This window comes from Pedobacter sp. AC212 (assembly GCF_979258625.1).
In genome coordinates this window covers 3,632,330-3,647,285 of sequence record NZ_OZ409870.1, presented here as the reverse complement: position 1 = coordinate 3,647,285, position 14,956 = coordinate 3,632,330, and the positions used below count along the sequence as shown (strand labels likewise).

The 14,956-nt window shown below is 38.4% G+C and carries 12 protein-coding genes; 7 read left to right on the top strand and 5 right to left on the bottom strand.

Features of this window, described 5'->3' with window-relative positions; translation table 11 throughout:
* Positions 1-541: 541 nt before the first annotated feature.
* Entirely contained in the window at positions 542-997 is a 456-nt protein-coding gene (locus ACZZZC_RS15520) for a JAB domain-containing protein (RefSeq protein WP_463487608.1), read from the top strand.
* A 10-nt stretch (positions 998-1,007) separates the two neighbouring features.
* On the opposite strand, the gene ACZZZC_RS15515 is transcribed toward ACZZZC_RS15520, so the two are convergent.
* Positions 1,008-1,337, bottom strand: a complete 330-nt coding sequence (locus tag ACZZZC_RS15515; RefSeq protein WP_463487607.1) for a hypothetical protein — start codon at positions 1,335-1,337, stop codon at positions 1,008-1,010.
* Positions 1,338-1,464: 127 nt separating this feature from the next.
* Here ACZZZC_RS15515 and ACZZZC_RS15510 point away from each other — a divergent pair, with 127 nt between their 5' ends.
* The 4 genes from ACZZZC_RS15510 to ACZZZC_RS15495 all read left to right on the top strand — a co-directional run bounded on the left by ACZZZC_RS15510 (position 1,465) and on the right by ACZZZC_RS15495 (position 5,550).
* Positions 1,465-1,992, top strand: coding sequence for a hypothetical protein (locus ACZZZC_RS15510; protein ID WP_463487606.1), 528 nt, complete (start codon positions 1,465-1,467; stop codon positions 1,990-1,992).
* A gap of 160 nt (positions 1,993-2,152) precedes the next feature.
* The gene (locus tag ACZZZC_RS15505) at positions 2,153-2,347 is read left to right on the top strand and encodes a hypothetical protein (RefSeq protein WP_463482935.1); all 195 of its coding nucleotides are present in this window, start codon (positions 2,153-2,155) and stop codon (positions 2,345-2,347) included.
* Positions 2,337-3,401: a DUF932 domain-containing protein gene (locus ACZZZC_RS15500; RefSeq protein WP_463487605.1), complete on the top strand. Its 1,065-nt coding sequence runs from the start codon at positions 2,337-2,339 to the stop codon at positions 3,399-3,401. The genes ACZZZC_RS15505 and ACZZZC_RS15500 overlap by 11 nt, the downstream gene beginning before the upstream one ends.
* Positions 3,402-3,798: 397 nt before the next feature.
* Positions 3,799-5,550, top strand: a complete 1,752-nt coding sequence (locus ACZZZC_RS15495; protein WP_463487604.1) for an alpha-amylase family protein — start codon at positions 3,799-3,801, stop codon at positions 5,548-5,550.
* Positions 5,551-6,055: 505 nt separating this feature from the next.
* Here ACZZZC_RS15495 and ACZZZC_RS15490 read toward each other — a convergent pair.
* Both ACZZZC_RS15490 and ACZZZC_RS15485 read right to left on the bottom strand, forming a co-directional pair.
* Positions 6,056-6,469 (bottom strand): hypothetical protein, encoded by a 414-nt coding sequence (locus ACZZZC_RS15490; protein WP_463487603.1) that lies wholly within the window; start codon positions 6,467-6,469, stop codon positions 6,056-6,058.
* 552 nt (positions 6,470-7,021) lie between these two features.
* Positions 7,022-7,510, bottom strand: a complete 489-nt coding sequence (locus tag ACZZZC_RS15485; RefSeq protein ID WP_463487602.1) for an Lrp/AsnC family transcriptional regulator — start codon at positions 7,508-7,510, stop codon at positions 7,022-7,024.
* Between the two features lie 201 nt (positions 7,511-7,711).
* Here ACZZZC_RS15485 and metE point away from each other — a divergent pair, with 201 nt between their 5' ends.
* On the top strand, positions 7,712-10,006 hold the full coding sequence (gene metE, locus ACZZZC_RS15480; protein WP_463487601.1) for a 5-methyltetrahydropteroyltriglutamate--homocysteine S-methyltransferase: 2,295 nt from the start codon (positions 7,712-7,714) through the stop codon (positions 10,004-10,006).
* Positions 10,007-10,423: 417 nt separating this feature from the next.
* Here the strand turns inward: metE and ACZZZC_RS15475 are convergent, their stop codons facing one another.
* The gene (locus ACZZZC_RS15475) at positions 10,424-10,891 is read right to left on the bottom strand and encodes an Lrp/AsnC family transcriptional regulator (protein ID WP_463487600.1); all 468 of its coding nucleotides are present in this window, start codon (positions 10,889-10,891) and stop codon (positions 10,424-10,426) included.
* A 374-nt stretch (positions 10,892-11,265) separates the two neighbouring features.
* On the opposite strand from ACZZZC_RS15475, the gene ACZZZC_RS15470 reads away from it, so the two are divergent.
* Positions 11,266-12,231 (top strand): PLP-dependent aminotransferase family protein, encoded by a 966-nt coding sequence (locus ACZZZC_RS15470; protein ID WP_463487599.1) that lies wholly within the window; start codon positions 11,266-11,268, stop codon positions 12,229-12,231.
* 408 nt (positions 12,232-12,639) lie between these two features.
* Here the strand turns inward: ACZZZC_RS15470 and ACZZZC_RS15465 are convergent, their stop codons facing one another.
* Positions 12,640-13,647 (bottom strand): hypothetical protein, encoded by a 1,008-nt coding sequence (locus tag ACZZZC_RS15465; RefSeq protein WP_463487598.1) that lies wholly within the window; start codon positions 13,645-13,647, stop codon positions 12,640-12,642.
* Between the last annotated feature and the right edge of the window lie 1,309 nt (positions 13,648-14,956).

Below are 14,956 nucleotides of genomic sequence, written 5' to 3'. Positions count from 1 at the left end.
TTTATTTATTTGTAAATGTTCATTTCAAAAAATTATTTTGCTCTATGACCGTCACAGTTTTAGCCATTTTCGAGACTGATTTTGTTCCTCAGAAGAACCTGGCCAGGGTAATGAACGATCGCCTGTAACGTGCCGCGAAGGATCTGAAACAGGTTCACCTCAAATCTCTTCAGGGAAAGTGATTTTCCACAGATGATATCATCGTTTGCCTTAGCTATAATCGCAAATATAAAGTTCGCTTCCGTGTGGTGAATGATGTGCCTGCAGATATTGAATATTTTGTCAATGAGCTGTGCGGAAGGCTGGGTTACTTACAGTGGAAAACCTCCCTGATCAAAAGCATTGAAAACCTAGACTAACATTTTACATCCCAAATTTTTATTTAACTTTTGGATCAAATTTAGGTCTGTAGGCCGGCACGCACAAGAAATTCCGGCATAAACCCACCTGAGGCCTTTGCATTCCTGGCCATTTATTCCGTTGCTTCTTTCGCTTTGGCGGCCCACAGACCCATCGGGCTCCATAATTAAATCAAAATATTATGGAAAAGACAGCTTATCAACTTGCCGAAATCGAAATCAGCTACAAGCCAGCCTTCAAGGCAGCCAACAGACCACAGATAGACTGCGCTGGCAGTGCCTACCAAATCATGCTGGAAAACTGGAGTAAAGACAGAATTGAACTGCTTGAGGAATTTAAGGTACTTTTGCTCAATCGCAGAAACCGCGTGATGGGAATTGTTAATCTTTCTCAGGGTGGCCTGTCTGGAACAATAGCTGATGCCAAGATAATTTTCGCTATAGCCCTTAAGGCCTGCGCGAGCGCTATCTTGCTCAGTCATAATCACCCCTCAGGGGAGGTTTCGCCTAGTCCGGCGGATATTAATCTTACCAAACGGCTTGTTGAGGCCGGAAAACTCCTCGATATTCAGGTCTTGGATCACATCATTCTCTGCACGGACTCATACTTCAGCTTCAAAGATGAAAACCTGATGTAAGTACTGATATTTATATGGCATCCATCGCTTTGCGGCAATGGATGCCATTTTTTTGTTGATTGTTTTTTTCTTCATTTTTTATTTCCATTTCCTTTTTTTCTATCCCAAATCGTTTACCTGTAGGCATTTTGAGTAGCAAATTTCTGAACAATCCCTCTGCCGGCAAGACCAGGGCCTCCGGTTTGCTGAAAAAAAATCTTCCTTTCTCGCTACGCTCCAAAGCGTATTTATTTTTCGCAAAGTCTTGCCTTGCTGATGGATTGTAATCAGGTGAGGGTGGCTTAACAAAAAGCCAGGAGGATCCTGCCGACTGGCGTTGAGCACAATAATTAAAAGACATGAACAACTTAAAACCGAAAAAGCCACCCGTCCCTAAGCTCCGCAATGCGGAGCGAAACGGAAACATTGCCCCCCAGTTTGGGGAGAGCGTAAAACATCAGTATTTAAAATTATTTAAAAAAACAATCATGAAAGATCAAGTAAACAATACCGCCAGAGGAACTGCTGAATTTATTGACCTTAAAAATGTAAAGAACCCAATCTATCAGCCACTTGCAGGAAAGTCAAATCGAAACATTGAAAATCAGTCACTCTTGAGTAATGATGAAAAAGCAAACATTAAAACCATAGACCAAGCAAAGACAATGAAAAATGACGAGTCAAAAACCGCTCATACCGTCACCGAAGAAAAACCAGCCTTGAGTTTGGAGGGAACTATAAAACTCGTGGAAGAACTCCATAGAAGGATGGTGCAGAGAGGCAGGCTGGTTCATACCATTGATAATTTGGATAAGTTCGAGATTGAACAAAAACAAGAAGCAGAAGATATCACCTCCAATTATTACCAGGGTTGCGAAATTGAGATAACAGACGATAAACGAAATAAATTCTCTACCAAAAATCCTGTGATTATCAAAGCAGTTGCGCTGTTTGTGCGTGATCTGTGTACCAATAAACTAGCTGAAATAGAGGCAGAAATCATCATTCCAAAATAAAGACCATTTTTAGTCCTGTTCGTTCGGGCAGGGCTAAATCTACTGGCCTAGAATCAAATTTAAACCTTGGCAGCCTTTATTGCTAAATATTGTATAAAGTGCTTTGATCAATGCTCTCTACTTATAAATACAATTTTTTACACTACTAAATTCAATTAAGATGAAAACAGAAGAGATCTTTTTTATTGTCCGTATCGAGGTGAAAACCGAACACGGCCATATTAATGAAACTTTGCAGGAAATGGAAAAGACATCCCGTTTCTTTATCACCAATACCCCCAAAGTCAAGGTTATTCATTCCGAAATATTAACCACTCAAACCCGAAACCTAAAAAACAGAAATCATGGCGCATAACATCAATTATAATCCAGTTAGCAAAAAACACAGTTTTTTCTCGGTTAAAGAAAAGGCATGGCATAACCTGGGAACAATCGTCACAGAATACCCTACTAGCGCACAGGCAATCAAATATGCTGGCCTTGACTACCAAGTGGAAAAAAGGCCCCTTTTTAGTCTCGATAATGCCAACGCCGATCTTTATGATGCGATAGCTAATGACATCGAACCCACCATTCAGGTGCCTAACTATTTTGCGACAATACGAAGCGATACAGAACAGGTGCTTGGTGTAGTAGGCAGGGATTACGAAATCGTTCAAAATAAGGATGCCTTTTCCTTTTTTGATAGTATCGTAGGTAATGACAACAGTATCAAATACGAAACAGCTGGCGCATTGGGGAACGGTGAACGTATTTTTATTACAGCCAAATTGCCTGAGTATATCAAGATAGGAAGGGATGATCTTATTGAGCAGTACATTTTTTTAACAACTTCCCATGATGGTTATGGAAGTATAACAGCTGCATTCACTCCCGTGAGAATAGTGTGCCAGAATACGCTGAATGCCGCCCTGAACAGCCTGCAGAACAGTATCAAAATCCGTCACACCGCGAGCGCTAAAGATCGGCTCAAACAGGCACACCAGCTGATGGGTTTAACCAATCGGTTAGCCGATGAAATGGAACAACTTTATAACCACTGGGCAAAAGTACGGATCAATGATCAGCAAATATTCAAACTGATACAAATTGCTATGGCACCCGGAAAAGAAACCCTTATAAGTTTGAAAGATGAAAAGTTTCACCAGCTTTCAAGACATTACATGAATATTGTACAGGATGTTTTTGAATATGCCCAAACTGCACCCTCGCAACAGGAGCCAACGACCAAAGGTACCTTATTTGGTGCTTACAATGCAGTAACAGGTTATTTTCAGAATGTACGGAATTTTAAGAATGGAGAACTCAAGCTTAAAAGCATCCTCTATGGAACAGGCCTACAAAGGGCGCAGACTGCACTCGATCTTTGCCGCAATTTCGAAAGAACCCGAGAAGTTTATTTAGGTTGATCGGAGTATTTAGGGTAACTTAATGTTACCCTAATGCTTTGATAGTTCCGGGCGCGCTCCGCGCATAATCATCATATATCTGCGGTAGACAAACTTGACTTTCACGACAGTTGTTAGATCAAGCCTAAGGTGTTTATTTTCTCCAAGGACAGTTGCAGCGAGTAACCTAGATTAGCTTAGGGAGATATTATTGCGCCTCAGATTGGAAAAACCTGAGTACATTGACCCCGTCTCACCGGAAATAAAACTGTTGTAAAGTTTTGCTTATCTGCATTTTAGTGAATTGGCGGAAAGGGGTTAAATGAAATGGTTTGTGCACGCTATTTGGGCTAATATTTTTCGAACATTCATATTTCCATCCCTTATTTTATGCAGTGTATCAGGATATGGACAGAAAATGCAGTATGGCGATAAGTCGCTCATTGATTACCACCCTGAAAAGGGAACTTTTGATATTTATGTCGATGGAAAAATTGTTTTGAAAAATGCTTATTCTGAAGCAAAGTTGAAGAGTCAGCTGACAAGTTCCCAAAATGCTCATGGCATATCAGTTCGCAAAAATAGTTTCAGGAATTCTATGGGTAAAGGTCAACGATACACTTTTACGCTAAAGTTCCGATCAGGTCTGAATCTTGTCCAGTCATTTCTTGCTTTTACCAATCGCAATTTTTTTGTAATTGAACTTTCTGTAAAGGGATCAGCGTTAAGCAGTAATCAGCTGTTTCCGTTAAAAGGAGAATTGGTTGAAAGTATACCTTTCACAAATTACAACGCATTGTTTGTACCATTCGATAATGACGCCTTCATCCGCTACAGGGCAGACTCACTGCGGCCGGGAAAAGATAACACCAGTGCAGAAGTCACCTCGATTTATGATAATGAAAAGCGGAAAGGCTTTGTGATCGGCACACTGGATCAGGATCAATGGAAAACTAGCATAAAAACCACGTTGATAAGCCGATATGCGGTGGATTTAGTAGTGCAGTGCGGATTTACACATCCAGACATCAGCCGAGACAAACTTGAGCATGGATATATCCATGCAAACGAAATAAAGTCGTCAAAAATTCTATTTGGATATTTTAGCGACTGGCGGATTGGCATGGAAGACTATTCAAAAACACTAAGGGCTCATTCAAATCCTTTAGTAGGAGACTGGAAAGGACCCACACCCGTCGGATGGAATAGCTGGGGTGCAATGCAAAAAGAAGTTTCACTTGAGAAAGTAAAAAGCGTGGTAGATTTTTTTGCGAAGGAAATGAAGCACTTCCGGGTTGATGACGTCTGCTATATTGATCTGGATTCTTATTGGGACAATATGATGGATGGGGATAGTTATACACAACTGAAGCAATTTGCTGATTATTGTAAAGCGAATAGGTTAAAGCCGGGAATATATTGGGCACCGTTTACCGATTGGGGATTTAGATCTGGCGGAGGTCGGAAAGCGAAAGGCAGTAGTTATAACTACGGTGAGATGTGGACGAAAGTAAAGGATGAGTTCCATGATTTTGATGGAGCGAGGGCTTTAGATCCCACACATCCTGGTACACAGATGAGAATAAAATATATGATTTCCAACTTCAAAAAGTGTGGATTTGAAATGATCAAGCTTGATTTTCTAGGCCATGCTGCCGTAGAATTTAGCCGCTTTTACGATCCAAATATCTCTACGGGAATGCAGGCCTATAAAGTTGGAATGGAATATCTGCTTAAATGTTTAGATAATAAAATGCTGGTCTATGCAGCCATCTCCCCAAATCTGGCCTCCGGAAGATACCTTCAGGTACGAAGAATAGCATGTGATGCTTTTAAAAGTATTAATGATACAGAATACACGCTAAACAGTTTAACCTACGGGTGGTGGCAAACTCACCTTTACAATTACATCGATGCCGATCATGTTGTGCTGGGAGAGGAGTCGGAGGCTGCAAATATTTCTCGCATGCTTTCAGCAATTGTAACTGGCACATTTATAACGGGTGATGACTTTTCCAGAAGTGGAGAATGGAAAGCATCAGCGAAAATACTTTTTCAAAATCCGGATTTGCTGCAAGTGATTAAAGACGGAAAAGCCTTTTGGGCCGGTAGAGGGAGTCATGGGCAGTGGTGCTTCGAATTTATTTGTGAAAGCCTCGGGGAAATATAGATACATTGCAATATTTAATTATGAAAATAAAATCTCAACTTCGACGCTGGACTTTTTAAGAATGGGGATTGATGAGCATTCAATTGATTCGATGCAAAATCTGATCACCCATCAAATCATCAATGTCAAAGATTACCGGCACAAGGAGATTCGGCCCAACGCCGCTGCAATATTCAAAATCACTTTAAAATAAAGATCCTAAAGTGTTTGTTTTCCTGAATTCACAGCGGCCTGAATATTTTTCGATCCGGGTTTCGCTCGACTTGACAAATACGACCATATTGACGAATAATCGCTCAAGGTAATAACTTCATTTATTTAAAGTATGGTTACAACTGTTTAAGATGCCATTTCCAATGTTGGTCACACTCCATAATAAATAGGTTCTGAGGACGGCTGACATCAACCTTTGACCGCTATTAAGATAAAATAAAAAGCCCCCAAGAAAACCTAATCAGGGGGCAATGCAGTTACATCGATCGTTTATATTTGCTTATCAATGTACTTAAGATTGTCTGGCGATCTGTAACTTCGCCGTTTTGGATTCGGTATCAGTACCCGGATTGTTGTAAGGATTAACTTCCATTAATTTAATAGCATAATTGACACTAGAGATAGTAAGGGTTTGAAAGCCCGAAAGCCCAGTGCTCTTGCAATCTCCCCCGATACATAACACTAAATCTCTGACCTCACCATTTAATACTACAGTGATATACGCCTCAGCTTTTCCTGCAGTAGTGCAATCTGTGTTAATCGGGCAGCGGTTGTCAATTATTTTAGTGACCGTGAATGTAGCTGAATTGATCTCCTGTGGCTTATTCAGTGAAAATTCAATATCTGTAAAGATGTACATGTTTTTTTTCTTACAGCTAGAAGTAATTAGTAATGCTGCGAAAAGGATATAGTTTACTGTTTTCATTGTTTTGATTTATGCTAACTGAATTAATCTTGTGATTTGACATACTTAGCTGTACCAGCTTTCAAATGCAGCATTAAATGCTACTGGTTGTTTAATCCAGATCATTTGGCCGAATGAACAGGATAATTAAGTATATGGTCGGGAGAGCTGAGTGATGAATTTTAATGGTACTAGCTAATGTTGACATAACAGAATTGGTTATTAAATAAGCAATATTGTAACTGTGGCCAGTTGTCCTGATTTCCAATAAGTATACTTTGCTATTCTCTATGGAATAAATCAAGTCTTAATCAGAAAGGAGACGGGTACATATTCTGAGCCTTAAGTTTTTAGGCAATTATATTCATCACCTGCAAATCTTTTGATGACAAAGTTATTGTTGTGGAGTATCCGGAAAGGTGTCAGATCAAAGATATCTATTAGTCCAGATTTGTATCTACTACTGTAAGTGCATGAAAAGCATGGCGCGAAAATGGTCGGAGGTAATTTTACTTTGACTTCTCTGTGTAGTTAGACGAAATATGATAAGCATTTATTCAAGGATATTATTTCCTACAAACTAATGTTGTGGGCGTTTTTGATTTCTGCCATAACAAAGGTGCTATGTGCACTGCCTATACTTTCCACAGATCCGAGTTTGTTGAACACAAAGTCTTGATAATGCTTCATATCTTTCGCATATACTTTTAAGATGAAATCATAGTCTCCCGAAATGTTATAGCATTCCACAACCTCATCAATATTCATAATGTCCTCAACAAACTTGTGCCCGATGGTCCTATCATGTTGCTTAAGCTTGATGTTACAAAAAACGATAAATCCCTGATTGAATTTCTCGGCATTCAATATGGCGATATATTTCTTGATATATCCATTGTGTTCAAGTCTCTTCACCCGCTCGAATACAGGAGAAGAAGAGAGGTTGACCTGTCTGGCCAGCTCTTTTGTGGTTTGGCTTGAATTGTTGCCCAATAATTTTAACAACAGTAAATCAGTCTCATCAAGGTCCTGCATAGCATATTTTTCTTTTACACGATTCAAAAATACTATATTAAAGTAAAAAAACCTTTTTTAATTATTTAAACAGAATTATTTGCTTAAAATTTTACATATGCTGGTTTTTGTGTCTTCAATTATACCTTTGAAAAGAATAAATTTAGTTGTAAGCCAAGATCGGGTGTCTCATTCGTGATTGGAAAAAAAGGCCAACAATGAGTATTAACCATCTAAAAAAATTGAACAATGCAAACGCATAACCTGGGCTACCCGCGGATCGGTGGGAATAGAGAATTAAAAAAAGCAAATGAACAGTATTGGGCCGGAAAAATTGGTCTCGGTGAACTGAAGAAAGTCGGGCAGATCATCAAAGAACAAAACTGGCAAAGCCAGGAGCTTGCTGGTATAGATCTGATCCCCTGTAATGATTTTAGCTATTATGATCAGGTACTGGACACCAGCTTTATGCTTGGCGTTATCCCGAAGAGATATTCTCCGGTGCTTTCGCAAATCAAGTCTAACCGCGAAATGGACCTTTATTTTGCGATGGCAAGAGGCTATCAAAAAGATGGTCTTGATATTACGGCCATGGAAATGACCAAATGGTTGGATACCAACTATCATTATATCGTTCCGGAATTTACTGCAGACCAAAATTTTGGGATTTTTTGCGAAAATATATTTTCTGAATACAGCAGTGCACAGAAGATTCTGGGTAAAAAAGCGAAACCAGTTTTGCTTGGCCCTGTCAGCTACTTGATATTGGGCAAAGAAAAACAGGCCGGTTTTGAAGGTATAGATCTGATCAAAAAGCTCGTTCCGGTTTATATCGAGATCATTAATAGATTAAAGCAGATGGGCGCCGAATGGGTACAGCTTGATGAGCCCTGTTTGGTGCTTGATCTCTCAAAAAAAGAAAAAGAAACTTTCGAATATGCCTATCGTGCCATTGCAAATCGGGTTAGCGGCATCAAGATCTTAGCAGCTACTTATTTTGATGCGCTGCTTGACAATGCGGAGCTGGCAGTAAATCTTCCTGTACATACCCTGCATATCGACCTGGTGCGGGCTCCTGAACAGTTGGATGAAATATTGTCGATTATACCAGAAACCTTGAAACTTTCCTTGGGTGTCGTTGATGGAAGGAATGTATGGAAGAATGACTATGAGAAATCATTGGCTCTGATACACAAAGCAACTGAAAAAATCGGTGAAAATAGGGTGATGATTTCGCCATCCTGTTCTCTCTTGCACAGTCCAATGGATTTAGATCAGGAAACGACCATTGATCCGGAAATCAAAAACTGGATGGCCTTTGCGAAACAGAAACTTGCTGAAGTTGTCGCACTTAAGGCGATTTCTGATGGAAATCAAGAATTGCTTTCAGTAAATAAAAACGCGTTGCAAAGTAGACGAACATCTGCGAAAGTACATAATAAAGAGGTTAAAGATCGTCTCGCATCTATTACTGTAAAGGACTCCAGCAGAAAGAGTGCTCATCCGGTTAGACAGAAGCTACATCATGACCAGTTTAATCTTCCCCCTTTCCCAACCACGACCATTGGTTCCTTTCCACAAACAGATCATATCCGTCAACTGCGTGCGAAATTAAAAAAAGGGGATTTGAGTTTGCAGGAATATGAAGAAGCCATCGAGAAAGCAACAATTGAAACCATCCAATGGCAGGAGGAAATTGGCTTGGATGTATTGGTTCATGGTGAATTTGAGCGCAATGATATGGTAGAATATTTTGGAGAACAGTTGGACGGTTTTCTGTTTACGAAGAAGGGATGGGTACAAAGTTATGGAAGCCGTTGCGTAAAACCTCCGATTATTTATGGCGATGTAAGCCGTCCGGCTGATATGACTGTTCGATGGAGTACATTTGCTGCATCCCAAACCAACAAACCAATGAAAGGGATGCTGACTGGTCCGGTAACGATCTTACAGTGGTCTTTCGTACGCGATGATCAAGGGCGTGATGTTACCACTAACCAGATTGCATTTGCCATTCGTGATGAAGTTTTAGCGCTGGAAAAGGCAGGGATCCGAATTATACAGATCGATGAGGCAGCCATTCGTGAGGGATTACCTTTAAGAAAGTCTAAACATCTGAATTATCTAAATTGGGCAGTTACAGCTTTTAAGATCAGCGCAAGTGGGGTACAAGATGAAACCCAGATCCACACACATATGTGTTATAGTGAATTCAATAACATCATTGAACAAATCGCTGCTATGGATGCAGATGTGATTACCATTGAAACCTCAAGGTCACAAATGGAACTCCTAGAGGCATTTGCCAATTTTAAATATCCTAATGAGATTGGCCCAGGTGTCTATGATATCCACTCACCAAGAGTACCAAGCACTGAGGAAATGACTACTCTTCTGGCGAAAGCTGCTGGCCTACTTCCGGTACAAAATATCTGGGTGAACCCGGATTGCGGATTAAAGACACGCAAATGGCCCGAAACAAAAGCGGCGCTTACAAACATGGTTGCTGCCGCAAAACAGGCTCGTGAGCGTATCGGGGCATAGATTCCGGGGTATTCAGTCAAAGGGCAACTTTTATTTATAAAGTTGCCCTTCCTATCAAACATCCCTAGTTGAAATTTCAGTTAGTATAAAATTCAAGCAACAGTGCTTGTATAATAAACTTAAAATGCACTTTAATTGAGCATTCACTAAATCCCTTTAACCATTAGATAATATCTAAATCTACAGATGAATAAAATATTGTTCTGTTAAAAAAGATAGCAGACAAGCCAATTGCCTTACCTGATTTATTTATCAATACAAGAATTCATTAATGCTTAGGAACGACGTCGAAAAATCCTCCAGATAATCACCAGTTGCTTAATAAATCTTTGGACAACCTTTTTTTTTTACATCTGGACGAGAACGCCGCAAGCTTGTAGTTAAAAAAACGAATTGGGGCTCCTCCTCCATGACTTCCTACAATACATACGCAGTTTCTCTTTTGCTCTGGGATAAAACCATAAAGCTCTGGATCTTGCCGACCAGAGGGTTCGTAGCGATATATTCCCTTAAAAAGTCGTTATAAGCAATCATATCACTGGTTACGATCTTCAACATAAAATCAAAATTGCCAGTCACATGGTAACATTCCATGACCTGCGAATATCGGGTCATCTCGCCCTTGAAGATATCAATTGAATCCTGAGCATGATTATTTAATTCAACAAGGGGAAACGCAGTGAATATATTTCTGATTTTTTGGACATTAATCAGTACAACGCTTTTCTCAATATAGCCTTCGGTTTTTAGATTTTTGATACGTTCAACAATATTGGATTTGCTTCTTCTTAGTTTTCCCGATATTTCCTTATACGTGAGATCTCCGTCCCTTTGTAGCAGATTCAAAATGCTGCTGTCGGTTTCGTCTAATACATACTCTGACATACCTATATGGTTTAATTTGGTCGGCCGAAGATATCTAAAATTCAGGATTTCTCGTGGATAAATCCTAATGAATTTGGATGTAATGAATTGATAGTGTATTATTTACAATTACTGCATCTGTATTCTCACCGCTGGAAAATTATATTTTTATTCGTCCCTTTCTCAAAGATGAAACGGAATATAATTAGGTGGGCTTAAGCATATAAAGTATTTTAGACCATTTTTTTGCTGCGGTTTCCCGTATGCTATTATCGTTTAGAAATTTGCACTATAAACAGCAGCATAATATGGAACAGCAGATTCAAAATAATTCGTATCCAGTTTCTAACAAACTAACAAAGGGTACTTTGAAAGTATCCCTTAACCACGGGATTTTGACCGAATTGGCTGACGCTAAAGTAGAGCCAACTATGAATGAGGTACAGATTTTACTCAGCGAAATATTGCAAATTTCCCCTGATTATTCTGTGTTGATATTAAATAATAATAGAAACACAGAGCGGTCTGGCATTTTTTCCATGTTGAATCTTTCCAAAGGAATACGCGGTGGATTTCTGGATACAGGAAGCCGTTCCGCTACTTCAATTATTGATGCAAGAAAATATTTCGATGTTGAAATAATCAGTTCCTCCAGGGAATCTTGCTATTCATACATCCCCCAATGTAACTGGATACCATATAATATCTCTTTTTTGCACCTGACCTCGACAAATGATCTACAGGGTAACAGGGTCTCAAAATTTCCAAAGGTTTCAGTCCCTGTATTGTGTGACCGGTCAGCTGATTTATTTAATGCCCAAATTTCCTTTGATTTTTTTGACTTGGTTTACGCTCATGGAGGCGCCGGCAAAATAATACCCGAACATCTGTCCATCATTTGCATCAGAGATTCACTTTTGGAAAAATCGACCTTCACACTTTTCAATGAACCTCTTACGGAAAATGGGATAAACCAGGCAATTGAATCAAACTTTGATGATATGTTTTTATTTTACCACCGGCTTATGGATTTTAAAGCAAATGGAGGTTTGCAAGGCAATGTCTCCCGATTGTGCAGATGCTCTTTGTCGTTGTACCGGGAAATAGAACGAAATACAAAGTTCCGGGCCATAGTTAATCCAAAAGATCGTTCGGTGCATGCCGTGAGATTTTGTGTTGCAAATCCGGAAGATGAATTCCGGCTCATTGTTCAATTGGATAAAGAAAATATAAATATCGTGGATCGCCTGCCCCAGGGAGATTTCTTGGTCAATTTGGAAAAGTACAAAGAGGACGAAATTTTACAACTGATCAATTCTATGCAGTGTTTTGAGCTGAATTATAACAATGAAAATAATTAAACTGAATTGGATATGGAGTCAAGAGAAATCTTAGCATCGCTTCTGCTTTCCCTATATATGCTTTGCTATGTATTAGATCGAATTGTGTTGAAGAGGCAAAAGCAACAGCGAGAAAAAGACGGAGACAGCAAATGGATTTAGTCCTATCAAGATGTAGAAAAACTTTATAAAAGAAGGTTAAATAGTTTAGTTAATGATAAAATCGGTCGGTGGATGCCGGCCGGTTTTATAAATTCCAATCTTATCTTAAATCAGCGATAGGATGCTTATCTTAGTAGTAGGTCAGCAAAACCCAACTCTTCTATAACCAGCATATTATGCTTAACGGTTTTTGTTCTAAATTCGATTCCAATTGACTATATTGGGATGGAGTTTTGAGCTACAACATTGTTAACTTTTAAATTCGATTTATCGCGTTAGCTTGCCACCACCAATAGAAAAACGATAGCCGAACTGTAATTGATAAAATGCATCATTGTTTCCTCTCGTAATGTCATTAAAGGTTTTTAATCTTATGAAAATGCTCTGTTGCTTTGTTGAACCGGGGTAATAGTAGATTTCAGCCTCATTTTTAAAAACCCAAAAATTTACTGGATTCAATACCGCAGATAAAGTATTAAAGCCATTTACATTATATCTGGTAAATTGAGAGGAATAAATAAAACCAAAATTGTTATAACGCTTAAATTCCAGACTTATCCCACCGCCTAGTCCCATAGTCTTGTAATTCTGGCCTACACTGTCGCTTTTCATCACATCTGTAATCTGATATTGTGTGGATCCATAAAAATTCATTTCGAAAGGAAATTCTTTCCTGAATCTGAACGAAAGCAAACTCAGGTTAAAACCCATTTGAAGATATGATTTCTGTAAAATTTCCAGGGGAGTTTTGAAAGAAAAAGATGCGGTCGTCAACTCCTGTAGCACTACATTTCTCGTTTTTTGGTCAAGTTTAGAGAAATTAACAAATGGAGTTATCTTTTTGAACAGATAAATTGAACTGTTTGTCAAATTGAATGGCGCTATAAAATACTCAGCTTTTCCCTCTAATTGAACGATGCCATTAGGGGTATCTCCGAAAAGGCCTAAAAAATCGGTGTATGTTCTTAGCTCTACGACATTCTGAAGGGCATTGCTTTGTTCTACCTTATATTTTACTGCATTATTTAAATTTAAAGGTCTGCCACCTGAATCTGTTGGAAAACTCAACACAAGGTCTTCTGGCACATAATTTTCACCTGGGTTTGGGACGTAGTTGATTACATCAGTAATACTGATTCTCCATCCTTTGAAGTAATCCTTTTCTATTGGAATGTTTTTGTTCTTGGAAATTGCTGATCTGAAGAAAATATAGTTTGATGAAGCAATTGATGTGTATTTTAATATGCTAATTGGCGTACTGTTCTCGAAAAGCATCTCGTTATTGTTTTTATCAAGGACAATTAGTTTAAGGTCATCTATAACTCGAGAATTTATGAATTGAGCTGAAAAACTATTGGCACTTAAAACTATTGGCGGTTTCCGCCATACATCCTATCCCCAGTATGTTCATTTATGAAAAATTCACCTGACAATGATTATTCTTATAATTTATAAAGATCAGACATTCTTAGAACAAGCAAAGGCAATCTCTTCACAGCCTTAGCGTTATTGAACAAGATTAAACATTCTTGCGTAAGCTCGTATTATTTGAATTTGTAGATTTAATAAGTCAATTTGATTCCTATTTTGTTAGTTTTTTATTTATAAAAAAAAAACTAGTTTGTACAACTATCCGTTAATCAAACTCAATTAAATATGTTTCTAAGATGACCAAAGTAGACCATGAAACTCCCTTGATCAAGTTGAACTCAATTTCATTAGGTGATCGAATTATTGACAACTACGATTCAAGCGGATCAATAATTAAAATCTCGAAGAACATTCATCTGGAATATGTGGAGTTTAAATTCATACTGCATAATAAACAAATGATCTACATTTTAAGCGCTCTGAACTAAGAGGATTAAGAATAAATCATTCGAATCTGTCTCTGTATAATGCATGCATCGCAATTGATCAGTTTCCCAAAGTGCTTTAGTTTAAATCAATCAAATTCCAAAGCGATTACCTTGATCATCTTGCAATGATTTTAGTGATTAAAGTTACTTGACGCAATAACGATTGCTTGTAAATAAATGTTATAATTGATTAAAAGCGATCAATGAGAGTATTACTTTACTTGATTGCTCTTTTTATCTCTACAATCAATTTGGTTTTCCAAGGAATGACATCTATCTTAATGTGCTGAATGAATATGTCCAAATCGGATAAAAAATCTAATCTCCTTAATTGGATAAGGGTAGATATGCATTGGGACAATCTGCCCTTTACAGGTTTCTTACTGTTGGTAATATTGTTCCGCTTCTAGGCACAATTTAGGTATATCAAATCTGGGAAAGTATCTTCCAAAAAAAATTGCTCACCGGTTTCAAATTTGCTGTTGAAATTGCTTTAAAACCAGTAAGGCTTTTTACATCAGAGGAATGGCTGAAACATTTTTTTTGCTGTATTAAGTTTAAATAGATTCCAGATCAATAAAACATCCATCGTCATGAACTGGCGTCCCTATTTTAAACACTTTCAATATATTTACTTGACGAATTGTAATCTTCTAAATAGCAGCAATCATTTAGGGCATACATTCGTTTTGTGAGACTGATGGTGATCCATTTGATTAAAGAGT

What these genes read in the sequence shown, in the direction of transcription:
- ACZZZC_RS15505 (WP_463482935.1), top strand. Translation starts at nt 2,153, where the DNA reads ATGAAAACAGAAGAGATCTTTTTTATTGTCCGTATCGAGGTGAAAACC.
- ACZZZC_RS15515 (WP_463487607.1), bottom strand. Translation starts at nt 1,337, where the DNA reads ATGTCTTTTAATTATTGTGCTCAACGCCAGTCGGCAGGATCCTCCTGG.
- ACZZZC_RS15475 (WP_463487600.1), bottom strand. Translation starts at nt 10,891, where the DNA reads ATGTCAGAGTATGTATTAGACGAAACCGACAGCAGCATTTTGAATCTG.
- ACZZZC_RS15500 (WP_463487605.1), top strand. Translation starts at nt 2,337, where the DNA reads ATGGCGCATAACATCAATTATAATCCAGTTAGCAAAAAACACAGTTTT.
- ACZZZC_RS15510 (WP_463487606.1), top strand. Translation starts at nt 1,465, where the DNA reads ATGAAAGATCAAGTAAACAATACCGCCAGAGGAACTGCTGAATTTATT.
- ACZZZC_RS15465 (WP_463487598.1), bottom strand. Translation starts at nt 13,647, where the DNA reads ATGCTTTTCGAGAACAGTACGCCAATTAGCATATTAAAATACACATCA.
- ACZZZC_RS15495 (WP_463487604.1), top strand. Translation starts at nt 3,799, where the DNA reads ATGCAGTATGGCGATAAGTCGCTCATTGATTACCACCCTGAAAAGGGA.
- ACZZZC_RS15490 (WP_463487603.1), bottom strand. Translation starts at nt 6,469, where the DNA reads ATGAAAACAGTAAACTATATCCTTTTCGCAGCATTACTAATTACTTCT.
- ACZZZC_RS15520 (WP_463487608.1), top strand. Translation starts at nt 542, where the DNA reads ATGGAAAAGACAGCTTATCAACTTGCCGAAATCGAAATCAGCTACAAG.
- metE (WP_463487601.1), top strand. Translation starts at nt 7,712, where the DNA reads ATGCAAACGCATAACCTGGGCTACCCGCGGATCGGTGGGAATAGAGAA.